Origin of the sequence: Streptomyces tubercidicus (genome assembly GCF_027497495.1) — a bacterium.
Lineage (GTDB): Bacteria > Actinomycetota > Actinomycetes > Streptomycetales > Streptomycetaceae > Streptomyces > Streptomyces tubercidicus.
The window spans coordinates 6,485,088-6,506,164 of the sequence record NZ_CP114205.1 but is presented as its reverse complement, the minus strand read 5'-3'; the positions used below and the strand labels follow the sequence as shown (position 1 = coordinate 6,506,164).

17 protein-coding genes are annotated in these 21,077 nt (G+C 72.8%); 10 read left to right on the top strand and 7 right to left on the bottom strand.

Annotated features, from left to right (window positions below; all coding sequences use genetic code 11):
* Positions 1-30: 30 nt before the first annotated feature.
* Complete coding sequence (gene asnB, locus STRTU_RS28385; RefSeq protein WP_159747464.1) at positions 31-1,881, bottom strand: asparagine synthase (glutamine-hydrolyzing); 1,851 nt, start codon at positions 1,879-1,881, stop codon at positions 31-33.
* Positions 1,882-2,186: 305 nt separating this feature from the next.
* Positions 2,187-3,362 carry a methyltransferase domain-containing protein gene (locus STRTU_RS28380; RefSeq protein WP_159747463.1) on the bottom strand — a complete coding sequence of 392 codons (1,176 nt, stop codon included), beginning with the start codon at positions 3,360-3,362 and terminating at the stop codon, positions 2,187-2,189.
* 194 nt (positions 3,363-3,556) lie between these two features.
* Between STRTU_RS28380 and STRTU_RS28375 the strand changes: the two genes are divergently transcribed.
* Together STRTU_RS28375 and STRTU_RS28370 are read left to right on the top strand one after the other, a co-directional pair.
* A complete protein-coding gene (locus STRTU_RS28375; protein ID WP_159747462.1) occupies positions 3,557-6,097 on the top strand; it encodes a SpoIIE family protein phosphatase in 2,541 nt (846 codons plus the stop codon).
* Between the two features lie 288 nt (positions 6,098-6,385).
* A complete protein-coding gene (locus tag STRTU_RS28370) occupies positions 6,386-7,405 on the top strand; it encodes a lytic polysaccharide monooxygenase auxiliary activity family 9 protein (protein WP_159747461.1) in 1,020 nt (339 codons plus the stop codon).
* A 67-nt stretch (positions 7,406-7,472) separates the two neighbouring features.
* On the opposite strand, the gene STRTU_RS28365 is transcribed toward STRTU_RS28370, so the two are convergent.
* On the bottom strand, positions 7,473-7,940 hold the full coding sequence (locus tag STRTU_RS28365) for an Lrp/AsnC family transcriptional regulator (protein WP_159747460.1): 468 nt from the start codon (positions 7,938-7,940) through the stop codon (positions 7,473-7,475).
* 80 nt (positions 7,941-8,020) lie between these two features.
* Between STRTU_RS28365 and STRTU_RS28360 the strand changes: the two genes are divergently transcribed.
* Complete coding sequence (locus STRTU_RS28360) at positions 8,021-9,304, top strand: APC family permease (RefSeq protein ID WP_246241485.1); 1,284 nt, start codon at positions 8,021-8,023, stop codon at positions 9,302-9,304.
* Between the two features lie 61 nt (positions 9,305-9,365).
* Positions 9,366-9,953 carry a TetR/AcrR family transcriptional regulator gene (locus STRTU_RS28355; protein WP_159747459.1) on the top strand — a complete coding sequence of 196 codons (588 nt, stop codon included), beginning with the start codon at positions 9,366-9,368 and terminating at the stop codon, positions 9,951-9,953.
* A 91-nt stretch (positions 9,954-10,044) separates the two neighbouring features.
* Here the strand turns inward: STRTU_RS28355 and STRTU_RS28350 are convergent, their stop codons facing one another.
* Positions 10,045-10,938 (bottom strand): esterase/lipase family protein, encoded by an 894-nt coding sequence (locus STRTU_RS28350; protein WP_159747458.1) that lies wholly within the window; start codon positions 10,936-10,938, stop codon positions 10,045-10,047.
* Between the two features lie 296 nt (positions 10,939-11,234).
* Here STRTU_RS28350 and STRTU_RS28345 point away from each other — a divergent pair, with 296 nt between their 5' ends.
* Complete coding sequence (locus STRTU_RS28345; RefSeq protein ID WP_159747457.1) at positions 11,235-11,882, top strand: pyridoxamine 5'-phosphate oxidase family protein; 648 nt, start codon at positions 11,235-11,237, stop codon at positions 11,880-11,882.
* Here STRTU_RS28345 and STRTU_RS28340 read toward each other — a convergent pair.
* Together STRTU_RS28340 and STRTU_RS28335 are read right to left on the bottom strand one after the other, a co-directional pair.
* Positions 11,873-13,015 (bottom strand): DNA polymerase Y family protein, encoded by a 1,143-nt coding sequence (locus STRTU_RS28340; RefSeq protein ID WP_159747456.1) that lies wholly within the window; start codon positions 13,013-13,015, stop codon positions 11,873-11,875. The genes STRTU_RS28345 and STRTU_RS28340 overlap by 10 nt on opposite strands.
* The gene (locus STRTU_RS28335; protein ID WP_159747455.1) at positions 13,012-16,599 is read right to left on the bottom strand and encodes a DNA polymerase III subunit alpha; all 3,588 of its coding nucleotides are present in this window, start codon (positions 16,597-16,599) and stop codon (positions 13,012-13,014) included. The genes STRTU_RS28340 and STRTU_RS28335 overlap by 4 nt, the downstream gene beginning before the upstream one ends.
* A 273-nt stretch (positions 16,600-16,872) precedes the next feature.
* Here STRTU_RS28335 and STRTU_RS28330 point away from each other — a divergent pair, with 273 nt between their 5' ends.
* Both STRTU_RS28330 and STRTU_RS28325 read left to right on the top strand, forming a co-directional pair.
* Positions 16,873-17,196 (top strand): nuclear transport factor 2 family protein, encoded by a 324-nt coding sequence (locus tag STRTU_RS28330; protein ID WP_159747454.1) that lies wholly within the window; start codon positions 16,873-16,875, stop codon positions 17,194-17,196.
* A 245-nt stretch (positions 17,197-17,441) separates the two neighbouring features.
* Positions 17,442-17,657: a tautomerase family protein gene (locus STRTU_RS28325; RefSeq protein WP_159747453.1), complete on the top strand. Its 216-nt coding sequence runs from the start codon at positions 17,442-17,444 to the stop codon at positions 17,655-17,657.
* Positions 17,658-17,752: 95 nt separating this feature from the next.
* Here the strand turns inward: STRTU_RS28325 and STRTU_RS28320 are convergent, their stop codons facing one another.
* Positions 17,753-18,523 carry an SDR family NAD(P)-dependent oxidoreductase gene (locus STRTU_RS28320; RefSeq protein ID WP_159747452.1) on the bottom strand — a complete coding sequence of 257 codons (771 nt, stop codon included), beginning with the start codon at positions 18,521-18,523 and terminating at the stop codon, positions 17,753-17,755.
* Positions 18,524-18,632: 109 nt separating this feature from the next.
* On the opposite strand from STRTU_RS28320, the gene STRTU_RS28315 reads away from it, so the two are divergent.
* From STRTU_RS28315 to STRTU_RS28305, 3 genes are all read left to right on the top strand, one after another.
* A complete protein-coding gene (locus tag STRTU_RS28315) occupies positions 18,633-19,292 on the top strand; it encodes a TetR family transcriptional regulator (protein WP_159747451.1) in 660 nt (219 codons plus the stop codon).
* Positions 19,293-19,696: 404 nt separating this feature from the next.
* On the top strand, positions 19,697-20,140 hold the full coding sequence (locus STRTU_RS28310; protein WP_159747450.1) for a subtilase-type protease inhibitor: 444 nt from the start codon (positions 19,697-19,699) through the stop codon (positions 20,138-20,140).
* Positions 20,141-20,230: 90 nt separating this feature from the next.
* Positions 20,231-21,046, top strand: a complete 816-nt coding sequence (locus STRTU_RS28305; RefSeq protein WP_159747449.1) for a metallophosphoesterase family protein — start codon at positions 20,231-20,233, stop codon at positions 21,044-21,046.
* Positions 21,047-21,077 lie beyond the last annotated feature (31 nt).

Here is a 21,077-nt window from a genome sequence, read left to right as displayed (position 1 = left end):
ACCTCGGGAAGGGTCACCCTTCGGGAAGGGTCAGAGCTCCAGGGTGGTGCCCGACGTCCGCAGCCAGGCGTTCATGCCGAGGATCAGTTCGGCGCCGGGGCGGATGCCGGGACTCGCACCGTCGGCGGTGGCCTCCGCGAGGGCGCCGGAGTCCAGCAGCGGCCGGACGGGGGCGGTGCGGTCGGCAGCCAGCTCGGTCAGTTCGCCACGCAGCGCCTCGTGGTAGCGCGGATCCTGGGTGCTGGGGTAGGGGGACTTGACCCGGTCGGCCACCACATCGGGCAGCACCTCGCGGGTGGCGGCGCGCAGCAGCGACTTCTCCCGACCGTCGAAGGTCTTCATCGACCAGGGGGTGTTGAAGACATAGTCGACGAGGCGGTGGTCGCAGAACGGGACGCGTACCTCCAGGCCGACGGCCATACTGGCCCGGTCCTTGCGGTCGAGCAGGATCTGTACGAAGCGGGTCAGATGCAGATAGCTGATCTCGCGCATCCGCCGCTGGAGGCCGGTGTCGCTGTCGAGGAAGGGCACTTCGGCGAGCGCCTCGCGGTAGCGGCCTGACGTGTATCCGGGCAGGTCGAGCTTGGCCAGTAAACCGCGGTCCAGCAGCGCCTCGCGGGTGCCGCCGTCCCCGGCGAACCGGCCGGAGAGGCCGGCCGCGATCCAGGGGAAGGTGTCGGCGTGCACGGCTTCGGGGTCGTGGAACCAGCGGTAGCCGCCGAAGACCTCGTCCGCCGACTCGCCGGACAGCGCGACCGTGGATTGCTCGCGGACGGCCTTGAACAGCAGGTAGAGGGAGGTGTCGCCGTCGCCGAAGCCGTTGGGAAGATCGCGGGCGGCGAGCACCGCGGCGCGGTGGCCGGGGTCCGTCAGGGCGGCGGTGTCCAGGACGATGTCGCGGTGCTCGGAGCCGACGTGTTCGGCCAGGGCGTGGGCGTACGGCCCGTCGGGGGTGCCGCGCAGATCGTCGGGGGTGAAGTTCTCGGTGTGGCCGGTGAAGTCGACGGCGAACGAGCGGACCGGGCCGCGGCCCTGGGCGTCCAGTGCGCGGGCGGCGAGCGCGGTGAGGGCGGAGGAGTCCAGGCCGCCGGAGAGCAGGGTGCACAGCGGGACATCGGCGATCAGCTGCCGGTCCACGATGTCATCGAGCAGGGCGCGGATATGCGCGACGGTGGTGCCGAGGTCGTCGGTGTGCTCGCGGGCCGTGAGGGCCCAGTAGCGCTTGACGGTCACTCCGCCGCGGCCGACCCGGACGAGATGGCCGGGGCGTACCTCGTGCATGCCCTTGTAGACGGCGTGGCCCGGGGTCTTGGTGAAGGTGATGAGCTCGGCGAGGCCCTCGGCGTCGACGGTGGGGTGTACGGAGGGGTGGGCGAGGATCGCCTTGGGCTCGGAGCCGAACAGCACCCCGTCGGGGGTGGGGTAGTAGTAGAGCGGCTTGATACCCATCCGGTCGCGTATCAGCAGGAGTTGCCGGTTGCGTGGGTCCCAGAGCGCGAAGGCGTACATGCCGTTGAGGCGCTCGGCGAATTCCTCGCCCCATTGGAGGTAGGCGCGCAGCACCACTTCGGTGTCGCTCCGGGTACGGAAGGCGTGGCCCAACTTCTCCAGTTCGGCGCGGAGTTCGCGGTAGTTGTACACCTCGCCGCTGTACGTGAGGACGAGCAGGGTGCGGCCCTCGTGGGTGGCGGTCATGGGCTGTTTGCCGCCGTCGGGGTCGATGACGGCGAGCCGGCGGTGGCCGAGCGCGGCGTGGGTGTCGAGCCAGTGTCCTGCCGCGTCCGGGCCGCGGCAGGCCATGGTGGCGGTCATCGCCTCAAGCGTGGCGCGCTGCTTGGTGAGGTCGTGGTCGTAGGAGATCCATCCGGTGATTCCGCACATGCTGGCGGCTCCTCCTTCCGGGGCCGCCGCATCCAGGCGGCGGCCTGCGGCAGGCACCGTACGCCCGGATAGATGTAACAGCCACTCAAACCGCCCCGGAGCGCCCGGAACGGGCCACGCAACCGCCGCATTACGGAAAAGCGGCGGCAAAGCGCGGCCCGCGGAGAGGGAAAGGAGCGGCAATGACCCTGTCCTCCGTTCATCCCGTCCGCGCTCGCCACTTCGCCCCGCCCGCACTCGCCGCATCATCCGGCCCATGCTCGCCACTTCACCCCGCCGGCCCCGACCCGAGCCGCATCACCCCGTCACCCCGTCACCCCCGGCCCGTCCAGCACCACCGCGCGCCCGGCGCCCGACGGGTCGTAAGCGATCGCATCGCCGGGCCGGTGCCAGTGCAGCAGGAAGCGGTGCCCCGCACGCAGCCCCCCCAGTCCTGCGCGGCTGTACGCGACCATGTCGTCCGGCAGCGAATCCAGCGGGAACCACGCCAACTCCGCGCATTTGTCCGGCTCGCGGTTCCACGGCTCGCCGCCCGCGCCGTATGCCACCTCGAAGAACCAGCCGATCCGGGGACGCGCCGGGGGCGGGGCGCAGTGCTGCATCACGAGCGCGACCCTCAGGTCCTCCGGCGCCAGCCGCAGACCGGTCTCCTCCGCGGCCTCCCGGATCATCGCCGCCCTGACATCCTCACCGTCCTCCGCGTGGCCCGAGGGGACGTTCAGCAGACCGTCCGCATAGCCGGTGCCGGACCGGCGGGCGAGCAGCACCTCGTCGCCGCGGCGCAACACCAGATGGACATCGACCACTTCGGTGTGCCGACGGGGCAGGTCGGCGATCAGCGCATACCGCTCGTCGGCCACCTCCTTGCCCCACAGCGCCGGATCGTGCGCCAGGCTCTCCACTCGTATGCGCGCCGCCAACGGCTCCACGAGGGCGGTGAGTTGGGCGGCCGTGAGACCGATCGGGTCGGCCTCGCCCCAGCGGCCCTCCACCAGCACCAGCCGGCCACCGGGGGTGAGCAGACCGGCCCAGCGGCGCAGCGCCGCCGCGGGATCGGGCAGGGCCCACACCACATGGCGCACCAGGACGGCATCGAACCGCCGCTCCCCCACGGGTGGTTCGGCGGCGTCACCGACCAGGAACGCGGCATCGCGGCCCGCGAGCTTGCTGCGCGCCCGCGCGATCATCCGCGCGGAGCGGTCGATGCCCGTGACGCGATGGCCCTGCTCGGCGGCGAGCAGGGAGAGGCTTCCGGTGCCGCAGCCCAGGTCGAGGACGGTGGCGGGCCCGGACGGCAGCCAGGAGCGCAGCCGGGCGGCCCAGGCGGAGCGGACGGCGGGGTCGCGCAGGCCGTGGTCGGGCTCGTCGTCGAAGGAGGCGGCGGCCGCTTCCCAGTAGGCGTCGTCGGCAGTCGGCAGCGGTGGGTTGAGAGGGGCGGTCGCGGGTCGACGGGAGGGATCGGCGGGCGCGTCGAAGCTCATGTGCCGATGGTGGCAGCACCCACTGACAACGGGCCCGGACGCGGTGTCCGGGCGCGCTGCACGGCCCGGTGGCGGGCCTCGGGGAGAGCGCCGGGACAGCGTGTGGGGGTACCGTGGAAAAGGCCGGTCGAGTGCGGCGGCGCCACCCCGAAAGAGCGCCCGTCGCATGTGGGGACCGGCATTGGACCGGTCATATGTGTGCCTCCCAGAGCGGCCGTCTCTCCGGAGACGACGTCTTCGACCTCACGCGGACGGCCGTGGTGATGGCCGATCGCGCGGGGCTGGCGCGGGGCTGGACGAAGGGCGCCGAGCGGCTGCTCGGCTACCAGGTGTCCGAGGCCGTCGGCAAACCCCTCGCGGAGCTGTTCGCGGGCGTGGCCTCCGGGGCGTCGCGGGACAGCAGGTGGGAGTCCCGGCTGGCGGCGGCGGAGGGCTGGAGCGGGCTGGAGGCCGTACGGCACAAGGACGGCCATCGGCTCGACCTGGAGTTCCGGGTCCTGCCGCTGATGGTTGCCGAGAAACACTCCATACGTCTCGTCCTCGCCGCCGAGATGACCCAGACGCCCTGGTCAGGAGCGAGCCGGTCGTTCCTGGAGGGCATTTTGGGCATGTCGCCGATCGGCGTGGCCATGGTGAACGCCGACCTCCAGTACGTGTGGCTGAACGACGCCTTGGAGGAGATGGGCGGCACCAGCCGCGAGCAGCGCCTCGGCAAGCGGCTGGGGGAGATCCAGCCGGGCCTCGACGTGGAGGGCATCGAGTCGGAGATGCGCAAGGTACTGAGCACCGGCACCCCGTCGGTCGGCTATGAGTACCTGGGAAACCCGGAGTCCGATCCGCTGCGGGAGCACGCCTACTCCACCTCGTTCTTTCGTCTGGAGGACGAGGCCGGTCAGGTGCTGGGCATCTGCTACATGGTACTCGACGTCACGGAAAGTTACCGGGCGCGGCAGCGGATGGCGCTGCTGAACCGGGCCGCCGAGCGCATCGGCAACTCCCTGGACGTCTGGCAGACCGCGCAGGAGCTCGCCGATGCGGCGGTTCCGGACCTCGCCGACTTCGTCACCGTCGACCTGCTCGATGCGCTGCTCTCCGGGGAGGAGCCATCACCCGACCCGGTCGATGCCGCGGATCTGGTGACCATGCGCAGGGCGGGCCAGCAGTCCGTACGCGAGGGCTGCCCCGAGGCGGTGGTGGCGGTCGGGGACGCGGCCGCCTATCCCCCGTCGGCGCCCGTCGTGCTGAGTCTTGTCGAGGGCGATTCCGCGCTGTTCCAGACGCTGGATCTGGCCGACGGCGCCTGGGCGGCCGAGGACCCGGTCCGGGCGGCGCACCTGCGGGAGCTGGGCTTTCATTCGCTGATGGTGGTGCCGCTCCGGGCGCGGGGCGCCTTCCTGGGGGCGGCCGCGTTCGCCCGCTGGCAGCACACCGGGCCGTTCCAGCCCGACGACCTGGTCCTCGCCGAGGAATTCGTCACCCGCGCCGCGATCTCCATCGACAACGCCCGCAGATACACCCGCGAGCACAACACCGCACTCACCCTCCAGCACAGCCTGCTGCCGCACGACCTGCCCGAGCAGTGCGCGGTGGAGGCGGCCTACCGCTATCTGCCGGCCGATCCGCTCAGCGGCGTCGGCGGCGACTGGTTCGATGTGATCCCGCTGTCCGGCGCCCGGGTCGCGCTGGTGGTCGGCGACGTCGTCGGCCACGGTGTGCACGCCGCGGCCACCATGGGGCGGCTGCGGGCCGCGGTGCAGGCGCTCGCCGACCTGGATCTGTCCCCGGAAGAGGTGCTGGCGCACCTGGACGACATGGTCAACCGGGTCGGCCACGACACGAACGCGGACGACGGGGTCATCGGAGCCACCTGCCTGTACGCGGTCTACGACCCGGTCGGCTGCCGCTGCACGCTCGCCCGCGCCGGCCACCCCGCACCGCTGCTCATCAGCCCCGCGGGCCGGGGCCGGCTGCTGGAGCTGCCGACCGGACCGCCGCTGGGACTGGGCGGGATGCCCTTCGAATCCGTCGAACTGCCGTTGCCCGAAGGCAGTCTGCTGGCCCTCTACACCAACGGGCTGCTGCTGGGGAAGGCCCTCGATCTCGACGGCGGGATCGCCAGGCTGCGCACCGCGCTGGCCGATGCGCGGGCCCCGCTGGAGGAGCTCTGCGACACCGTGATCGGCGGTCTGCCGGGCGGCCGGCCCGTCGATGACGTGGCGTTGCTGCTGGCACGTACCCGGGCCCTGGCACCGGCCCAGCTGGCGACCTGGGAGGTCCCCGCCGATCCGTCCGCGGTCGGCCAGGCCCGCAGATCCGCCGCCGGCCGGCTGGCGGAGTGGAGCCTGGAGGAGCTCGCCTTCTCCACCGAGCTGATCGTCAGCGAGCTGGTCACCAACGCCATCCGGCACGCCTCCGGGCCGGTCAGCCTGCGGATGATCCGGGCACGGGCACTGATCTGCGAGGTGTCCGACAGCAGCAGCACCTCACCGCACCTCCGCCATGCGCGGACCACCGACGAGGGCGGCCGCGGGCTGTTCCTCATCGCCCGGTACGCCGAGCGCTGGGGCACCCGCTACACCTCCCAGGGAAAGATCATCTGGGCCGAACAGCCGCTCCGGTCGGTGGGCGGCGCCGTACCGGTGGCCGACACGGACGCCCTGCTCGACGCCCTCGACGCCCTCGACGACACCGGCGACCCGACCCGTGCCACCGGCACCGGCACCGAAGGCCACTGACGGCAACTCCCGCCGCGGGCAAGGACTGTGACCCGTCGATGCCCGTTTCCTCCCCGCCTGTATGAGCCCCCGCTTAGCCGTCCCTTAACGGGACCCTAAGGATCTCCAGGATCGCCCTTCAGCCCGCAAATCCGCTGTTCAGCGCGGCTAGCGTGCTGCTCGCAAGGCGGGTCACGAACCGTCGGCGCCGGTCACCGGGGGCGGCGCCGACGGTGCCCCGGCCCCCCACCGCTCCCCCGCCGCATGCACTCAACGCACTCAACGCACTTGATGAAGGAGACCCCCACGATGACCGTTCGTCGCAAGGCCACCGGGATCGCACTGGTCGGTATCGCCCCGCTCGCGCTCACCGCGCTCACCGCGAGCCCGGCCGCCGCCCACGGTTCGATGACGGACCCGGTGAGCCGGGTGTCGGCGTGCTACGCGGAGGGCCCCGAGAGCCCGCGGTCGGCGGCGTGCAAGGCCGCCGTACAGACCGGCGGGGCCCAGGCGCTCTACGACTGGAACGGGGTACGGGACGGCGAGGCGGGCGGCCGGTCCAGGACCCGCATCCCGGACGGCAAGCTGTGCAGCGCCAACAACGCCGAGTACAAGGGCCTGGACCTGCCCCGCGCCGACTGGCCGTCGTCCCGGATGCGGGCGGGCAGCCACACCTTCCACTACAAGGCCACCGCGCCCCACGCGGGGTACTTCGAGCTGTACATCACCAAGGCGGGCTATGACCCGAAGAAGCCGCTGAAGTGGTCCGACCTGGAGTCGAAGCCGTTCGCGAAGGTCAACCCGAAGCTCACCAACGGGGAGTACGTCTTCGACGCGAAGGTGCCGGCGCGGTCCGGGCACCACCTGATCTACAGCGTCTGGCAGCGGTCGGACAGCCCGGAGGCGTTCTACACCTGCTCGGACGTCGTCTTCGGCAAGAAGTCCGGCGGCACCGTCGCCAAGTCCGCGCCGGCCGCCTCCGCGCCGACCGACGCCCAGATCGCGGCGGGCGCCGCCAAGTCGTCGGTGGGCACGGGCCACCACGACCACGGCGGCGGCGCCGGCCACACGGGCGCTGCCCACAACGGCGGCCACACGGGCACCGTCCGGTCGGCGGACGCCCACGCCCCGGCGGCCGCCAGCGCTTCGGAGGCCAACGCCCCGCACGCCAACGGCGGTTCCCGTCCGGTAGAGGGTCAGCGGCTGGCCGAAACCGGTGGCGACAGCTCCACGGCCCCGCTCGCCGTCAGCGGCGCCGCCGTGCTCGCCCTGGGCGCCGGGGTCCTGTTCACCACCACCCGCCGCAGGGCCGCCCGGCACCGCGGCTGAGCCCGGCAGCCCCGGCCGTCCAGGAAGCGCCGCCGCCCCTCCCACCCCCGGGGGCGGCGGCGCCCTGTCATGAACCGTTCGGCGGCAGCGCCTCGATGATGTCGTTGGCGACATGCTGGTAGATGACCGAACTCCGGCAGTCGACGACTTCCCGCCGCTTGAAGACCTGGTCCATGAGGAGCGCGTGCAGCCGGTCGACATCCGGGACGGCGACATGGACGAGGAAGTCGTCCCCGCCCGCGACGACATAGACGCTGAGCACCTCGGGCAGCGACGTCAGAAATGCCTTGAAGCGCTCGATGACCTCGCGGTTCATCGGGCGGATACGGACCGTGAGCAGCGCCTGTACGGGGCGGTTGAGGGCGCGCAGGTCCACGGTCGCGCGATAGCCGGTGATCACTCCCCGGGCGCGCAGCGCACGGACCCGCTCCAGGCAGGTGGAGGGCGCGATGTTCAGCCGTCGGGCCAGGTCGCGGTTGGTCTGCCGTGCATCGCGCTGCAGTTCGCGGACAATCGCCGAATCAATGTCGTCCATGAGCCCCATGGTGCCGCAGCTCCCGAATTATGTTCGGCGTGAAGCCAATTTGATCAATCCAACGGTTACGTTCAGCGACTGTGACCGTACAACAGACATCCCTTCCGGCATCCGTACGACCGGATGTACGGCGGCTGGGCGTGGGCAGCGGTACCGCGCTGTGCGCCGGGGCCGTCCTCGGCCCCGGCGTCCTGACGCTGCCGTCCCTCGCCGCCGCCGCGGCCGGCCCCGCCTCGCTCCTGGCCTGGGTGCTCCTGCTCGCCCTGTGCATACCGGTGGCCGCCTCCTTCGCGGCGCTCGGCGCGCGGTTCCCCGACGGCGGGGGCGTGGCCACCTATGTGCACCGGGCGATCGGACCGCGGGCGGCGGCCATGGTGGGGTGGTGGTTCTACGGGGCGGTGCCGATCGGCGTGGTCTCGGCGGCCTGGATCGGCGGGAAGTACGTGGCCGACGCGGCCGGTTGGGGCGGTACGGGCGCCGCCGTCGTGGCCGGGGCGGTGCTGGCGGTGGCGCTGGTCTCCAACGCGGTGGGGCTGCGGATGTCGGGCCGGATGCAGCTGCTGCTCGGCGGGCTGCTGGCGGTGGTGCTGCTGGGCACGGTGCTGGCCGCCGCGCCGCAGGTGTCCGCCGGCCATTTCACCCCGTTCCTGCCCGGCGGCTGGTCCTCGGTCGGGTCGGCGGCCGGGGTGCTGTTCTTCGCGTTCGCCGGCTGGGAGGCGGCCAGCCATCTGTCGGGCGAGTTCGCCGATCCCGGGCGGGATCTGCCGCGGGTGACGCGCCGTACGCTCGCCGTCATCACCGTGCTCTACCTGGGGCTCGCGGTGACCACGATCGGTGCGCTGGGCCCGGCCGCGGCCGGTACCGACACCCCGCTGACGGAGTTGCTCGCCCGGAGCGTGGGCGGCGCCGCCCGCCCCGTGGCCGCCGTGGCGGCGCTGTTTCTGAGCTTTGGCGCGGTCAACTCGTATCTGGCCGGGGCCTCCCGGCTCGGTGCGGCGCTCGCCCGGGACGGGGCGGCGCCGCGCGCGCTGGCCAAGGGCGGTGCGCCGGGTGAGGTGCCGCGGCGGTCGCTGGCGGTGCTCGGCGGGGCGGCCGTGCTGGTGGCCGCGGCGGCGGGCTTCGGCGGCGCCGATCTGGATCTCCTGATGAGGGCCACCGCCACCTGTCTGGCGGCGGTGACCCTCGCCGGCCTGGCCGCCGCGCTGGTGCTGCTGCCGCGCCGCACTCCCCTGTGGTGCGGCGGATGCGCGAGCGCCCTGCTGACGGCGGCCGTGCTGGTCTTCTCCGGGTGGCTGCTGCTGATCCCGGCGGCGCTCGCCTGCGCCGCCTTCGGTTTTCTGACACTGCGGCGGGTCAGCCGGTGAAGCGGCGCCACACCCGTTCTAGAGGGGCATCTCCAATATAGTGGAGAGTACCCTCTAGAACATGGCCAGGCCACCCCGGTTCGACACCGCGCAGCTCCTGGACGCCGCCGTACGGCTGGCGGCCGAGACCGGGCCCTCGGGTGTGACCATGTCCGCGGTCGCGGCCGCCGTCGGCGCGCCCAGTGGCTCGCTCTACCACCGTTTCGCCGGGCGCACGGCGCTGCTCGCCGAGGTGTGGCTGCGTACCGTCGAGGGCTTCCAGGCGGGCTACTTCGAGGCCCTCGAATCATCGGACGACCCGCGCGCCGGGGGCCGCGCGGCCGCCCGGCACATCGTGGCGTGGAGCCGCGCCCACCCGGCGGAGGCCGCACTGCTCCTGTACGGGGCCCAGGAGTTCGGACGGGACCACTGGTCGGACGAGCATCTGCTCCGCGCGGAAGAGGGGAACATGCGGGTACGGGCCGCCCTGGCGGCGCTCACGGGGGCCCTGGGGCTGCACGGCCGGGAGGGCTTCGACCGGGTGACGCTCGCCGCCGTCGACCTCCCGCTGTCGCTGGTCCGCCGCCATCTGCGCGGCGGCACCCCGCTGCCCCCGCACGCCGAGGACCTGGCGGAGCAGTGCACCGACGCCCTGCTGGCCATCGACTGAACCTCACGACCCCACTGGCCGGCGGCTGCACCTCACCCCTGTACGGAGCGTGGCCCGGCCCCCTGTAGTGGCGGGCCGGACCGGCTCCCGGTCAGCCCGGCAGGCAGGTCGTCGGGGTGGCGTGGGCCGGGTCAAGGGCGTTGGCCGCCTCGTGGAAGGCCACGCGGTCGATGAGCCCGATGGCCACATGCTCGGAGAGGTCGAGCCCGCACAGGTCCTGGACCACCACATTGCGCACGCCGGGTCCGTCGAGGAACGCGCTCCGGTAGGGGGTGACGATCTCGTCGTACCTGGTCGCGATCACGGTGTAGCGCACCCCGGGGAGCGTGTCACCGCCCTCGTTGAGGCGGTTGAGGAGGTCGGAGCCGGCGATCTGGTCGGTCAGCCCGGGGGTCAGCTCGTGCAGGTACTTCTTGGCGCCGGGGAAGTGGTCGAGCAGCCGGGTCAGACCGTTCAGATCGGTGCCGTGGTTGTCGGGGGCCAGCCCGACCAGCGCGTTCACCTTGTCCGCGCCGCCATAGAACTTCAGGTACACCCGCGACATCATGCCGCCCTGTGAGTGGCCGACCAGATCGGCCTTGTCGGTGCCGGTGGCGGCCAGCACCCGGTCGACGTACGCGGCGAGCTGCCGGGCGGACGCGTCGACCGGACCCAGGCCGTGGAAGAACGGGACGCCGGGCAGCTGGCCGTAGTCCAGGGAGAAGACGCAGTAGCCGCGGGCCACCAAGTAGGGCGCGAGGCCCAGCCAGTTGTCGACGGAGTTGCCGAGGGTGCCGTGCACCAGGATCACCGGCCGCGGGTGGGCGGCGGAGGGCTTGCAGGAGTAGTTGTTCCAGCCGCTGCTGACGGCGGTGCGGTGCGCCGCGTCCCCGGCCGGAGTAGTGGCGGACGACGGGCGGGCGGCGGCAGCGGGGACGGTGGTGGCGCCGAGGGCCAGGGCGAGGGCGGGGAGCAGGGTGAGCGTTCTTGACCAGCGCAGCTTCATACGATGCTCCTTGCGGGGCGAGGGGACTCCGAAGTGCTCGGTGAGCCGTTCACGCGATCCGGATCGCAAGGGCCAACGCAGTTGACTGGCAAGTAAAGTTACGGCCGGGTAAGCACGGTGGACCAGCGGTGTGACGGTGAAGGAAGCAGCACATAACCCTCACCGGACGCCCGGGGTGCGGCGCGCCGTTTCTGTGCCTGGGGCTCCCCCGTCCGTCCCGCCCGGGTCCGATGTCAGAGCCGTCCCGTAAAGTCGTCAACAGCTTGACCATGGACGTGACATGAGGGGGAAGACCGATGGAAACGGCCGGGACGGCGGATCTGACCGGGATCGTGGAGATCGACTCGGCGGCGGAGCTGCGTGAGCTGGTCGGCGAGCCCAGCTCCCATGCGGCGCACAAGACCCGCTACCGGCTGCAGGACCTCGACCGCCAGTGGCTGGCCCGCTCGCCGTTCTGTGTGATTGCCACCGCGGACGCGCAGGGCCGGTGCGATGCCTCCCCCAAGGGCGACCCCGCGGGCTTCACCCATGTCCTGGACGACACCACCCTCGTGATCCCGGACCGCCCCGGCAACAAGCGCGTGGACGGCTGGATGAACGTCCTCGCCAATCCGCATGTCGGGCTCAACTACTTCCTCCCGGGGCGCGGTGACACCCTGCGCATCAACGGCCGCGCCCGGCTGCTGCGCGACGCCCCGTTCTTCGACGCGCTGACCGTCAAGGGCCACCGCCCGCGGCTGGCGCTCCTGGTGGAGGTCGAGGAGATCTTCTACCACTGCTCCAAGGCGTTCCTGCGCTCGGCGCTGTGGAAGCCGGAGACCTGGCAGCCCGACGCACTGCCCTCCCGGGCCCGGATGGTCAAGGGCCTGGAAGCCCCGGAGATACCCCTGGAGGAGCTGGAGCGGCACTACGGCCCCCAGTACGCGGAGCGGCTCTACGGCTGAGCCGCCGGGCCGGCCTCCGCCCGGCCGGGCGGAGGGTTTCGGCCGGTCCGGCCGAGGGTCGCCGCGGGCCGTATGCTCCCGGTTCCGAAGCGTGCCCGTGCGCGGTCGACGGCGGCCTCGATGCGGTGTGCCTTGTCGTCGGACGGGTCGAAGGTCAGCTGCCGCACGGCGCGTTCGGCGCGGCACAGATCCTCCGCGCGCAGCGCCACGGACCGTACTCGCGCCCGCTGCAGCCCGAGCGCGGCATGCAGCGCATAGGCCGCCTCGGTCAGCGCGGGCCCGTGCGCGGTCGGCCCGTCCAGCCGCCGGGTGCGGGTCGTGGTGGAGCGGTCGGCATAGCGGACGGTGAGGGTGAGCGCGCGGGCCGCCTGCCCGCTCGCGCGCATCCGGGCCCCGAGGCCGTCGGCGAGCGAGAGCAGCGCCCGGCGGCGCCTGGCGGGGTCCAACTCGTCGTGGACGAAGCGGTGTTCGGCACCCATCGAGCGGGCCGCCGCGTTGGGCGTCACCGGCGTCGGGTCGATACCGCGGGCCCGCTCGTACACGATCCGGCCCGTCCTGGCGCCGAGGATCCGCTGGAGCGTCGCGGGCGGCGCGGCGGCGATCCGGCCGACGCTGTCGAGTCCGTACGCGGACAGGGCGCGCGCGGTCGCCGGGCCGACGCCGTGCAGCGCCGAGACCGGCCGGCGGTCGAGGAACGCGGCGACGGTTCCGGCGTCATCGGGGACCGCCCGGATCTCTCCCGGTGCCGCGCCCTGGGCCGCCATCCGGGCGAGCAGCGGGTTGGCGCCGATGCCGATCGTGCACCGTACGCCGTGCCAGGCCAGTGCGCGCAGCCGTACCAGTTCGGCGATGCCCGCCGCGTCCCGTTCGAAGTAGCGCAGCGCACCGCGCACATCCGCCAGCGCGGCGTCCGGCGGCAGCGCCTCGATCACCGGGGTGAACTGCGCCAGCAGACCCAGCAGTTGCTCGAAACACCCGGCGCTCAGGGGGGTGCCGTCGGTGGTCCGGAACCGTATGTGGAGCATGCCCGGCTGCCGCACGGCGGGGAGCGCGGCGTCCGCCGGTCCCGTGACGCCGGCGCCCGCACCGGGCGGGTCCGGCGGTGTGGCGGGCGGCCTCGGCACGGGGGTCATCCCGCGCTCCCCGGGCTGGAGTGCCACAACTTCCGGCCGGTGGCGGCGCGTTCACCGGGCGGCTGGAGATCGGCCCACGGGTGCATCTCGTAGCCGGTCGTCAGCCGGATGGTGCGGCCGGGTGCGGCGGCCGGTTCGGGCTGCTCCCGGTCCGTCCCGGACTCCCTGCCGGGTCCCTGGCCCGGCTCCGCGGCCGACGCGTCCGGCTCCGCCACCGGCGCGTCCGGCTCCGCCGCCGGGACGTCCGCGAGCCGGGCGGCGACCGCCTCCAGCCCGCCCTCGCGGCGCAGTTCGGCCAGCTCGGCGAGGTTCCAGGCGGCGGCGCCGACCACGCTGAGGCTGCGCGGACCGCGGCGCTGGACCGTACCGCGCACCAGCAGCAGCCAGGAGTGGAAGACCGTATGCGCACAGGCCGCATGACTGTCGTCGAAGAAGGCGCAGTCGACCAGCCCCGTGCTGTCGTCCAGGGTGGTGAAGATGACCCGGCGGCCGGAGCGGATCGGCGGCGTCTGGGTGGCCGCCTTGGCCCCGGCGACCAGCACCGTCTCGCCGTGCCGGGCATCGCGCAGCAGCCGGGCCGGCAGTGCGCCCAGCTCGGCGAGGAACTCCCGGTGGTCGGCCATCAGATGGCGGGAGGTGTCCATGCCGAGGACGCCCAGCTCGGCGCTGAGCCGTTCGACCTCGCTGAGGTCGGGCAGCCCGGCCGGCTCGACCGGATCGACCGGCTCCGGGCCCGCACCGTCGAGGGTCCGGCCGGGCAGCGTCAGCTGGCCGCCGGGCGCCTGCCGTCCGCGGTGGTGCAGCTCGGCGATATACAGCAGCAGATCCCGCCGGTTCGCCCCGAAGGCGTCCAACGCGCCCACCCGGGCGAGGCGTTCGGCCACCGGGCGGTCCGGCCTGGCCCGCTGCCACAGGTCCTGCAGCGAGCGGTAGGGCTGCCCGGCCTCGATCCGCCGCGCCACGGCCTCACTCATCCCGTGCACATCACAGAGCGCGAGCCGCAGCCCCCAGACCGCGGAGCGGTCCCCCGGCCCGTCGCCACGGACCCCCACACCAGACACCAGTTCGATTCGGTGAGCGACCGCCGACCGGTTCACATCCAGCGGCAGCACCGGCACCCCGCGCCGCCGCGCATCCGCGAGCAGCAGCCGCTTCGGATACATCCCCGGGTCATGGGTGAGCAGCCCGGCGTAGAAGGCCGCGGGGTGATGCGCCTTGAGCCAGGCGGACTGGTACGTGGGCACCGCGAAGGCCACCGCATGCGCCTTGCAGAAGCCGTACGAACCGAACGCCTCGACGATCTCCCAAGTCCGCGCGATCACCTCGGGGGCGTATCCGCGCCGCTCGGCGCGCTGCGCGAACCAGGCACGCACCCGGCCCTGGAGCTCCGGATGCGACAGCGCCCGCCGCTTCTCGTCGGCCTCGTCCCGGGCGCAGCCCGTCATGATCCGCAGCAGCTCGATGATCTGCTCGTGGAACACCACCACCCCGTAGGTCTCGCGCAGCGGCTCCTCCAGGTCGGGGTGCGGATAGCGGACCGCCTTGCGACCGTGCCGGGCCTCGATGAAGGGCCGCACCATGTCGGCGGCGACCGGCCCCGGCCGGAACAGCGAGATATCGACCACCAGATCGTGGAAGGTGGCCGGCTGGAGCCGCCCGACCAGGTCACGCTGCCCCGGTGACTCGATCTGGAAGCAGCCGAGCGTCTCGGTCGAACGGATCAGGTCATAGGTGGCCGGATCCCCGGGCGGCACCTGTGCGGGGTCGTCGAGATCGATCCGGCGCCCCGTGGCCCGGCCGATCTCGGCGACCGCATGCGCCATCGCGGACTGCATCCGCACACCCAGCACATCGAGCTTGAGCAGCCCCAGGTCCTCCACGTCGTCCTTGTCGAACTGGGACATCGCGAAGCCTTCACCGCTGGTCGGGACGACGGGCGTACGGTCCAGCAGCGTGGCGTCGGAGAGCAGCACCCCGCACGGGTGCATGGCGATACCGCGCGGCAGCGCGTCCAGCGCCTCGACCAGCGGCCACAGCTGCTCACCGCCGGCCTCCCGCACCCCGCGCAGCTCCGGCAGCTCGGCCAGCGCCGCCCGCGCGTCCCGGGCGCGGATGTGCGGGAAGGCCTTGGCCAGCCGGTCCACCCGCGCCGGGTCCATGCCCAGCGCGGCGCCCACGTCCCGTACGGCGTGCCGTACGCGATAGGTCTCGGGCATCGAGACCGTGGCGACCCGCTCCGCGCCGAACCGGTCGAAGATCGCGCGGTAGACCTCCAGCCGGCGGGCGGATTCGACGTCGATATCGATGTCCGGCAGCGCCGCCCGCCGCTCGGACAGGAAGCGCTCCATCAGCAGCCCGTGCTCGACCGGATCGGCGTGTGCGATACCCAGGAGGTGGTTGACCAGGGATCCGGCACCGGACCCGCGGGCCGCGACCCGGATGCCCATCTTCCGTATGTCGTCCACGACCTGAGCGACCGTCAGGAAGTACGAGGGGTAGCCGAGCCGTTCGATCGTGCGCAGCTCGTCATGCAGCCGCGCCCAGCGTGTGCGGTCGTGGTCGTAGCCGCGCAGCACCATCCCGGCGGCGCAGTGCGAGCGCAGTACGCGGGCGGCGGTGCGGTGCCCGGCGCCGACCAGCCGCGGCTCGGGGAAGTGGACACGGCCGAGCCCGATGTCGTCCTGCGGGTCGACCAGGCACTCCCCGGCGGCCTCCTCGGTCATGGCGAGCAGCCGGTGAGCCAGGTCGCGCCGGAAACCGGCCGCCTCGGCGATCCGCTCGGCGGTGTGGCGCATCGTGGCGCCGTCCTTGAGCCAGCGCTCCCCGCTGTCCCGGGCCTCGGGCCGGTGCCGGTCCACCGGCACCAGACGGCGGGCGGAGTCCAGGACATCGGCGACCGGACCCTGACCGGGGTCGGCATAGCGGACCGCGTTGGTCAGCACGGCGCGCAGGCCCTGGTCGACGGCGAAGCCGAGGGTACGGGCGGCCAGCCGCGGGGAGCCGGGGCCGCTGCCGGGCCGGCCGTGGTCGACGACCTCCAGGCGCAGCGCCTCGCCGTACAGCTCGCGCCAGGGGGCGATCAGCTTCGCAGCGCGGTCCGGGCGGCCGGCGGCCAGCGCCCGGCCGACCTCGGAGTCCGGCCCGAGCAGCACGGTCAGTCCGTCCGTGGCGGCCTCCAGGGCGCTCCACGGGAGGACGGGCTGCTCCCCCTGCCCGGCGTGGGCGGCGGAGACCAGCCGGCACAGGGCGGCCCAGCCGGCCGCTCCGTCGCGGGCCAGGAAGACGGCGCGGGCGGCGGACTCGTCGAGGAAGGCGCCGCCGCGCACCGGGGTGCGGCGGCGCGCGGTGGGCGTGGGCGCCGACTCCCGCTCCGCCACGGCGAGTTCACTGCCGAACAGCGGACGGATACCGGCCTCGGCCGCGGCCTTGGCGAACCGTACGGCCCCGGAGAGCCCGTCCCGGTCGGTCAGCGCGAGGGCGTCCATTCCGCGCTCGGCGGCGCGCTCGGCGAGCCGCTCCGGGTGGGAGGCGCCGTAGCGCAGGGAGAACCCCGAAGCGGTGTGCAGATGCGTGAACCCGGGCATCCGCACCTCCTGCACCTCATCCGCCCCCCGGCTGACCTTGCGTCCCCCGTTCCTCCTCTCCACCATAACCCGCCCATCGAACATTCGTACGAACACATCCCGGGAGGTCCGCTCACCGCTCCACCGATCAGCCCCACCGACCTGCGCCTCTCCGCCACCAACCGGAAGATGTGGGAACACAGGGCCGCTCCTGGTGCCCGCCGCCTGGGCGGTGGGCGGCACCCTGCTCACCCTGGCTCTGTCGATCATCCGCAAGAAGGGCGCGCCCCCCTCATGACCCTCCCCGCCAACCGGCTGTCCCACCCCGCGGTCCGTGCCCTGGTCACGGCCCTCAACCACCACGACGAGCAGGCGTTCTACGACGCCCTCACCCCTGACGCCACGATGTCCGACGACGGGTCCGACCGGGATCTGCGCGAATGGTGCGACCGGGAGATCTTCGCGACCCGCGGACACCTGGAGGTACGGTCCGAATCGGACGGCGGACTCGCCCTCGTCGCGGACTACCGCAACGACACCTGGGGCGAGATGCGGACACGCTGGCGGTTCACGGTGGAGGACGGGAAGGTGAGCCGGTTCGAGACCGGGCAGGCTTGAGGTACGGCGGGGCGTGGGGCCTCGGTGCGGGAAGCGAACGGCCCCTCGCGGCTGGTTCCGCGCTCCCGTACGTCACCGGAGCCGATCTGCGACACTGAGAGAAACATGCCAGCGCGAGCAGCGGTTGACCTCAGCGTTACGGCTCGACGGTGAACCGGGTCGGCCCGACGACGGCCGGAGCCGATTACGCCAAGCCCACACCGCGGCATGACGGCCGGATCTCACCATCACATGGGAGGCATCCGATGCCCTTCATCGACATCAAGGTGATCGCAGGGGTATTCACCCCCGAAGAGAAGCAGAAGATGGTCGAAGAGGTCTCCGAGGCAGTGATCGCCGTCGAAGGCGAAGCACTGCGACCGGTGACACATGTCGTCATCACCGAGACTCCCAGCGGCGCCTGGGCAATCGGCGGCAAGGCCCTGACAGCCGAAGACGTTCAGACCAAACGGGCGGCCTAGCCCGTCCATCTCGCTGAGTGCCGTTTGGCCTCCACATCGACGCCAAAGGCGACGACCCAAAGGCGACGGCCCGAAGCCGCCCACTGCCCCGTGGCTCACATATGCGTGCCGCCGTCGATCCGGATCTCCGTGCCGGTGATGAACGCGCCGTCCCGCGAGGCGAGCATCGCGATGACACCGGCGACCGTCTCCGGACCGGCGAAGCCTTCCCCGATGGCCGGGAAGAGCTTGGTGAACAGCGTCATATCGGCGTCCTCGGGCAGTCCCGGCACCGGGCCGCTGGTCATGCCGCTGGCGATGGAGCCCGGCGCCACACACACCGCGCGCAGCCCCTGCTTGCTGTACTCGCTCGCGATGGCATGCGTCATCGACTGGATTCCGCCCTTGCTCGCCGCGTATGCCGACATGTACGGGTGCGCGAACGAGGCCGAGGTGGAGCTGAAGTTGACCACGACCGGCGCCTCGCCCTCCAGGAGGGCGGGCAGCGACTCACGGATCATCAGGAAGGTGCCGGTCAGATTGATCGTGAGGACCTGGTTGAAGAGGTCCAGGCCGGTCTCATGGGTGTGCGCGGCGCGCAGAATACCGGCCGCGTTGACCAGGACGTCCAGACCGCCGAGGCTCGCCACCGCGGCGGCGACGCCCGTACGGACCGCCGCCTCGTCGGCCACGTCCAGCACCACGGTCTCCAGCCGGTCATCGGTGCCCTCGGCGGCGGCACGGTCGGCGGTGATCCGCAGCCCCGCGGCATCGATGTCCGCCGCCACCACCCGGCCGCCCTCGGCGAGGATCCAGTGGACCGTGGCCTGGCCGATGCCCGAGCCGGCTCCGGTGATCAGTGCGCGGCGTCCGTCAAAGCGCTGCATGGCCCAGCTCCGTTCGTGAGGTACCCGGGCACGCTAACCCGCAAATGGCACGTCATGCCACTTTCGCCTGCCATGCCGCTCTGGCACCCCGGTCCGTAAACTGACGCGCATGCCGACCGCGCCCCGCTCCACCCCGCCGCCCCGCCCCTCGCTCACCGAGCGGCGCAAGGCGGAGACCCAGCTGGAGATCGCGCGCACTGCGGCGGCCCTGTTCACGGAGCGCGGCGCCGCCGTCACCGCCGAGGAGATCGCCCACACCTCAGGGGTCGCGCTGCGCACCTTCTACCGCTACTTCCGCGCCAAGGAGGACGCGGTGGTGCCGCTGCTCGCCAACGGGGTGCAGGAGTGGATCGACGATCTGGCCACGCCGCCGACGGGCCCGGACGCCCTCCCCGTACGCGAGGTGCTGGAGCGGGCGGCCCACCGGGCCCTGTCCCCCGCCGACGCACCGGCCGCCGAGGCGCTGCGCTGGACCCGCGGGCTGCTGCGGGCGATGCCGGGCGATCCGGCACTGCGCGCGGTCTGGCACCGGGTGCACCACGACACCGAGGAGGCGCTGCGACCGGTCCTGGCGCGGCTGACCGGTGCGGACCCGTCGGCGGTGCGGCTGGCCGCGGCCGCCGCGAACACCGCGATGCGGGTCGCGGTGGAGGAGTGGGCGGCGGGGGACGGAGCACCGGACGGGCCGCAGGGCCCCGCCGAACTGGTGGTGCGGACCATGCGGGCGCTGACGGCGGGGCTGCCGGAAATGGCGGGGCGTACGGAGTGAACGGGCGGGCAAATGAGGGGGAGCCGGGCCGGTAAGGCGACCGGCGGGCGGCCGGTTCTTACCTCGTCGGGAGCCCCGGGCTGCCCGGAGGGCCCCTCCGGCCCTCCTCTTCGGCCAATCGCCGGAGATCGAAACCCGCCCGAACGACCGGTCGGCGGCCGGATCCCTTCGTTCCGTGGCCGAGCGGCGCTTGCCCGGGGCATGCCAGGGCGGGCATCCCCGCTGGCCGCACACAGCTTCGCCCCGGCCGCCCGCCTACCGCCCCGGCCGGTTCGCGCCATTACTCTCAGCTTTCATCTAACGACTCAAAGCGATCGCTCCTTGCACGCTCGGGGTGCTTTCGGGGTGCGGTTGGGCCAGACTCCCGTCCGGTATCTGCACCTTCGAGCAAGGGAGTGTTCGTCATGCGGTACATCACTGGGGCGGTCGCGCTCGGCGCGGCACTGGTCCTGGGCACGCTCGCCACCACCGCGCAGGCCGTCGCCGCACCGGCGCAGCAGCCCACGCGGACCGGCGGGCTCTATGCCCCGACGGCACTGGTGCTGACGGCCGGCCAGGGCGAAAGCCGCGCGACCGCCACGGTGCAGCGCGCCGTGACGCTCAGCTGTATGCCGGGAGCGACCGGCAGCCACCCGAACCCGAAAGCCGCCTGTGCCCAACTGCGTGCGGTGGCCGGTGACTTCAACGCGGTGACCACTGCCGCGTCGGACCGGCTCTGCACCAAGGAGTGGAACCCCTTCGTGGTCACCGCCGACGGCGTGTGGCAGGGCAAGCGGGTCTCGTACAGCTACACCTTCGCCAACTCCTGCGCGATGACCGACGGCATCGGCTCGGTCTTCGACTTCTGACCGGACCACCGGTCCAACTCCCCGGGCACCGGACGCGGTGCCCGGGGATCTCGCATGCTGTGGGGCCGTGACGGTGCCTGGGCTCGGCGCATGGACACTCGCGCCCCTGACCCGGACTCCGTTCGCCCGCACAGCACGGGCGTCGCCGTGCTCTCCGACATCCACGCCGTGCTGCCGGCACTGGAGGCGGTACTCGCCGAGCCGGACGTCCGCGCCGCCGACCGCATCGTGCTGACCGGTGATCTGCTCGCCGGGCCGCTCCCCCGCCAGACCCTGGCACGGCTGCGCGCCCTCGGCGACCGCGCGGTATGGATCAGCGGCAACGCCGACCGCGAGATGGCCGCCGCCCGGCCGGGGAACGAGCCCGGGGATCCGATGGACGCCTGGGCGGCCGGTCAACTCGGCCCGGACGACCTGGACTTCCTGGGATCGCTGCCCGCCACCGTGACGCTGGGCGTGGCCGGGCTCGGCCCGGTCCTCTTCTGCCACGCCACCCCGCGCGACGACACCGAGATCGCGCTGGTCGACTCCCGGCCCGAGCGCTGGGCGGAGGTGCTGGCGGGGGTGCCCGATGCCGTACGGACGGTGGTCTGCGGGCACACCCATATGCCGTTCGTCCGGTTCACTCACGGACGGCTGGTGGTCAATCCGGGGAGCGTCGGGATGCCGTACGGCCGGCCGGGCGCCCACTGGGCGCTGCTGGGGCCGGGCGGCGGAGCGGTGACACTGCGGCATACGGCCTTCGATCATGAGGCGGCGTGCGCCCGGATCGCCCGGGAATCGGACGCTCCGTCGGCGGCCACATGGGCGGATACCTATGTCCGGGCCCGGTGTTCGGCCGAGGAGGCACTGGCGGCGTTCGGGCCGGGCGACGGCCGGAGCGCGGCCGCGGGCACCGGTGGCTGAGCGACGCGGGACGGTGCCGGTCCCCGGGCGA